General features: G+C 35.5%; 5 protein-coding genes. All 5 read left to right on the top strand.

Annotated features, from left to right (window positions below; translation table 11 throughout):
- Positions 1–1,711, top strand: a 1,711-nt coding sequence (locus FMM05_RS20820; protein WP_317129579.1) for an RHS repeat domain-containing protein, incomplete at its 5' end; no start/stop codon positions are given.
- A gap of 3 nt (positions 1,712–1,714) precedes the next feature.
- Complete coding sequence (locus FMM05_RS20815) at positions 1,715–2,458, top strand: hypothetical protein (RefSeq protein WP_143375352.1); 744 nt, start codon at positions 1,715–1,717, stop codon at positions 2,456–2,458.
- A gap of 179 nt (positions 2,459–2,637) precedes the next feature.
- The gene (locus tag FMM05_RS20810) at positions 2,638–3,048 is read left to right on the top strand and encodes a type IV pilin protein (RefSeq protein WP_143375351.1); all 411 of its coding nucleotides are present in this window, start codon (positions 2,638–2,640) and stop codon (positions 3,046–3,048) included.
- Entirely contained in the window at positions 3,041–3,529 is a 489-nt protein-coding gene (locus tag FMM05_RS20805; RefSeq protein WP_143375350.1) for a general secretion pathway protein, read from the top strand. The genes FMM05_RS20810 and FMM05_RS20805 overlap by 8 nt, the downstream gene beginning before the upstream one ends.
- Positions 3,530–3,531: 2 nt before the next feature.
- Positions 3,532–4,389: GspE/PulE family protein (locus FMM05_RS20800; RefSeq protein WP_185965648.1), on the top strand; the 858-nt coding region annotated here is incomplete at its 3' end.

Genomic DNA, 4,389 nt, shown 5'->3' with positions numbered 1-4,389 from the left:
CGGTAACATATCTGAGACACGATGGAAAAATGCATCCGATAATGTGGAAAGGAGTTATAACTATAGTTATGACGAACTGAACAGGCTTAAAAAAGCAACTTTTAGGGCCAGTTTAAATAACGATAAGTATACCGAAGGCCCTATAACGTATGATAAAAATGGAAATATTATAAGCTTGGCACGCAACGGGCAAAAAAGCGATAATAGCCTGGGTCTTATAGACAACCTAAGCTATACTTATTTTCCGTACAGTAACAGGTTAAAAAGCGTTACCGATGGTGCTTTTAACACAGCCGGCTTTAATAATGGATCAACAGAGACGAACGATGATTACAAGTATGATGCGAATGGCAACATGACGCAAGATCTTAACAAAGATATAGGCGAAACACCAGACGAAGAAATAACATACAATTACCTTAACCTACCTACAAAAGTAATTGTAGATGCTACACATACGGTAGAATATATTTACGATGCGGCCGGAAAGAAACTGCAAAAAAAGGTTACGAACGGCGTCGGGAATGTGATGACCACGCTTTATGCGGGAGAATTCTTATATGAGAACGGCGTACTGCAATATTTCGGTCATGCTGAAGGTTATGCTAGGCGCGAATCTACTGGAACTTTTTCATACATTTACCAATACAAAGATCATTTAGGCAACGTGCGCCTAACCTACTGGAAAAATACAGGCACTAATGCTTTAGAAATAATAAGTACCAATAACTACTACGCATTTGGTATGGAGCATAAGGGTTATGGCGTTGCTCTTTCAACTAATTCAGCACAAAAAATTAAATATAATAGTAAAGAACTACAGGACGAATTGCAGCTAAACTGGTACGATTACCAGGCAAGAAATTATGATCCGGCTATTGGGCGTTGGTTCAATATAGACCCGCTAGCAGAAAAATCAAGGAGGTTCTCACCATATGTCTACGCATTAGATAATCCTGTATATTTTGTAGATCCAGATGGAATGATGGCTGAATCTCTTGACTCTGGCGATTTTGACGTTGATGTGGATTTGGGTTATAAAACTGTAAAAAGCAGTAAATTGTCAGCATCAGTTAGTTATACTGTTGGCGAAGAAAACAAGCCAACTTTAAATTCAAGCGGAAAAGAAAAAATAATAAATAATATGGCTGAATACCTTATACAAGCCAATAAGCCTGCTAATAAAAGTATCTATGACATGGACGATGACCATAAGAAATTTTACATTGCAGAAATGATTAAAAATGTTGCCCCATTACGAATTTTAGCAGAAGCTTCTGGAATAATTACTAAAAGTGGTGAAGTAAAAGTTGATTGGCAAGAAAAAATTGAAAAATTGCAAGCAAACGGTACATGGGCACAGGCAGAAGGGCTATACAGCGACACTACAAAACGCATTACAATCAGTGATCAGGCTTTTATCAATAATATGTCACTAGCAATCGTAATAGTGCATGAATTAGTACATGCATTTGACTATAGCCGAAATGGGATGATGTCTACTCTTGCAAAAGGGGGTTTGTCACAAAGTGCCATGACAGCGATTACAGAAGTAAGAGCTTACGAAATTATGGTATGGTTTGGTCATTCCTTAAATCCTGAACAACAAGATTTATATGATTTTTATCTGCAATCCGCTAAAGATACTGGTTGGCAGAAATATCAAATTAAAAGCTATCCCATATTTTTCAATAACATTCAAAAAAAATAAGTCATGAAGAAAATATTGAACACAACTTTATATATAGTATTATTTTATTGTATAACTGGATGTAGTAATACTAATTCAGTAGCTAAAGAAAAGGTAACAATTCGTATAACTAGTCCTGAAATTAATAGTTTGAAAAGAGATGATTTGAATTCTCGATTGGGATATAATAATGAACTTGAAAAATTAAAGGCACGAAACGTTTTAAATTGTGTGATTAAGAATAATTCGGACGAAAAACTATTATTTATTTTCGACCCAATTAGATTTCCGGCAGGTGCATTAGAATCTTGTGTCACCGATAAAAATAATATCGAAAAGAAACTGAAAAAAATCAATAATATACTCGGTGGTGAAGGTGAATCATCTCTTCAAATACTGAAATTAAAAAGGGAGTTAGTAAAATACAGGGATGACCAATATGAAGGCATGGACATACCCAACATTAATTTTTATGATGACTATCATAAAAATTCCTTTGTCCTGATGCCTGGAGAAGAAAAGGTGTTTAAATTAAAAATATATCTACCAATACTCACCCATAATCCGGCCAATTTTGATGAATTGCCATTTTCATATTACAATAACTTATCAAACTCTGATCGCTTTTCTTTAATTTATAGACTCGATCCCACAATTTACGAAAAATCACTGCCTAAGTGGGAATTGGAAGCACTCAAAAGAAATGGTATTAAATTTTATAAAGATAGTATTAAATCAAACTCTATTCCCATTAATCTATTAAACTGATCATTGTGGTTTAGTACAATTAAGATCAACAGTTTGCTTTGAAATAATTGAATACGGGTTACGTTTACTGCAACTTAACACTTAAACTTAATAGTTTTTATGCCACTGGGCATACTGGACATTGTTGAATCCTTTATTTAACAGGTAGTTAATTTTCCCGATAGCAAAAACATAAACTTATGAATAGAAAATATACTAAGAAGCTGCCGTCCTTTAACTTGCAGGAAATGCTTATCGTACTTGCGATTATTGGTATACTGTTACTTATAGCATTACCCAACCTAATGCCTTTAATTACGAAGGCAAAAAGTGTAGAGGCACAAACACAACTTAAGGCGATCTTTAATGCAGAAAAGCAATACTATTTCATGTATTCTAAATACAGCGCCGATTTTAATGAAATTGAGTTTGATGCGCCAAAGAGTATTAAAGAAAATGGCACGGCCAACTATGCATATGAAGTAATAGAAACATCAGATAATACCTTTAAAGCGAGGGCAACAGCCATAAAAGATTTTAATGGGGATGGTGTGTTTAATGTATGGGAGATAGACCAGGATGGTAATCCCAAGCAGGTAACTAATGATTGATATTGTACTAAAGTTAAGCCTTATTGCCCTCTTATTTGTTATTTTTTGGCAGGACAGTAAAGAACGACAGGTATACTGGTTTCTATATACGCTTGTAGGGGTTATGGCTTTTGCGTTACATGCAAGGGTTATCGGAACATTACCTACCTTTGCTAACTCAGTTATTAATCTGATACTGATTCTACTCGTTGTTGCTATCAGCTATGTATATGTTGTATTATTTAAGAGAAAAAGATTTCTTAACGATAGTATAGGGTCCGGCGATTTGCTTTTATTTTTATCGCTATCGATGACATTTGCAACTGTGGCGTTTACCTTACTATTTGTCTTTTCCCTGCTCTTCTCGCTTTTGTTACATATGATTTTCAAGAATAGGCAGGCTGACAAAACTGTTCCTTTAGCCGGTTATATGGCCTTGTTTTTTGCTGCCGTTTATAGCATCTCCTTTTTTACCGAACCTAAGTATCTGTTCTCTTACTAGCTATGAATGTAAATTTTAATTTACCTACCGAATTACAGCAACTGGTTAATGCCCAGCAGGCATACCATTACCGTATAGTTCCGATAGCAAAAGCAGGTAATACTATTACGTTCAAAACAGATAATGAGAATTTAGCCGGATTAAGGTCAGAGTTACTAATACTATTAAACCTTGCCGTAGAATTAGCGGAGGATACTACTGAAAACATTAACCGCTACCTTTCTACCAATTATAGAAAATCTTCAAGTAACCGGGTTTCAGAAATTCACTACTCCAATGATTTTTTAGAAAAAATATTATTGAGCGCTAAAGAAACCGGAAGCAGTGATATCCATTTTGAGCATTATGAAATGAAAGCACGCGTTCGCTTTCGATTAGACGGTAAACTCAAGGAACAGTTTCATTTAAGTTTGGAAGAATACCCTGTTATAGTCAACAAGATAAAGATTCGGGCACAACTTGATATTTCAGAAAAGCGCCTGCCCCAAGATGGCAGGATTACAGTTACAACCGAATATGAAGATTTTGATGTAAGGGTATCGGTACTGCCAACCTTATATGGAGAAAAAATAGTATTACGGATACTGAGTAAAGATACCAGCCATATCGAACTGGAGTCGGTGGGTTTTTCTGATGAGGAACTAAAAATATATTTAGAGAGTATCAGGAAACCTAACGGGATCGTTTTGGTATCAGGACCAACGGGTTCCGGTAAGACTACAACATTATATGCCACTTTAAAAAAGTTAAACCAGGACGATACCAATATTCTCACAGTAGAAGACCCTATTGAATATACACTTGAGGGAATCAACCAGGTACAGTTAAAAGAAAATATAGGGCTGGATTTTGCAGCCACC

It is taken from the genome of Flavobacterium zepuense, assembly GCF_007097145.1.
Taxonomy (GTDB): domain Bacteria; phylum Bacteroidota; class Bacteroidia; order Flavobacteriales; family Flavobacteriaceae; genus Flavobacterium; species Flavobacterium zepuense.
This window is presented reverse-complemented; position numbering and strand designations above follow the sequence as displayed.